Here is a 1,165-nt window from a genome sequence, read left to right as displayed (position 1 = left end):
GAATACTGAGTAAGCAAGAGTTCGAGGTGACTGCGAATACCCGCCTTAAACATTTCGGCTTCTCTCCTACCGCTTCACCGCCCGAGACCATCGCGGCTTAATCTTCCTACTTTTTCATCTTTTTGCTTCTTCGAAGCGGCTTTAGTACATCCCTCTACCCACTTAATTTGACCTTCATCACGCTCTATTAGTTAGACTTTACCTCTATTGTTTCTCTTTTCGACTGATTTTCAGTCTGCGGTGGATAAAATTCTCCGATGGGGAGCGTTTTGCTGGCTTTGTACGTTATCCACACAAAATGGATACTAACTATTGAGATATATAGATACTACGACGGTGAAAAGTAGATACCCCATTTTATAACTTACATTCGATACTTTTCTTTCTATTACTAATTTTAAAAATCTGTGGATAGAGTGGATAAATCAAAGAGCCTTAAACTACCTCCCATTCTTATCGTATCAAGTCTCTCGATAAACTCACCTTCAGACGATATCACGATAAGAACGGGCCCCACTTCCACTGATCCTCCGGTAGCACAGCGATACACTCCGAAGACGCGTTAATATCACCGCCTTATCTTACTCGCTACGCTCGCGCATTCTGGCAAGGCGAGGGGCAAGATTTAAGCCATGGTGACTGACAGTGCGACCTTTTTTATGAAAAGCGCAGCGGTCAATATTTTTTCGCTTTGCTCATTCTGTATGTCGTCGCGCGCTCCTCCATGGCCTGATGGCGGTGAGTCAAGGTGGGGGGAATCTTCGAGTCGGTGATATAAGATGATAGGGTATCGTCTAAGTCAGCGATAAGTCCCACATAAGCCGTTCAAGGCACCTTTGTGTCATTCCGTCATAATGACAGGGAATAACGGCACACACACACCCTATTATTCAGTAAGATACGTTTATTTATTCACCAATAATCAAACGTGCTTTTTGCAGAGGAATAGGGTGTCATGAGTATATCGGATATCAAAGTGGTCGAGTTTCATCAAAAGCAAGGTGGTCAGTCTATCGCTGCCGATGAGCTAACAAGCTACTTGATTGACAGCGGTTCAATATCTAAATTTCATGATGCGCTGCCTGATGAGTTGCAACGAACACTTGCTCCTTTAGTAGGCCAAAGCCGAAATGCTTATTTCAACGCCTTAAAGCTCCAATTGAAA

Annotated in this window: 1 pseudogene; it reads left to right on the top strand. The window is 43.6% G+C overall.

Annotated features, from left to right (window positions below):
- Positions 1-955: 955 nt before the first annotated feature.
- Positions 956-1,165 (top strand): annotated as a pseudogene (locus tag AB6E51_RS24505) (hypothetical protein); the annotation flags it as partial.

This window comes from Vibrio sp. 10N.247.311.47 (assembly GCF_041467535.1).
GTDB lineage: Bacteria > Pseudomonadota > Gammaproteobacteria > Enterobacterales > Vibrionaceae > Vibrio > Vibrio crassostreae_C.
The sequence above is the reverse complement of the archived record's forward strand: the minus strand, read 5'-3'. Positions and strand labels throughout refer to the sequence as shown.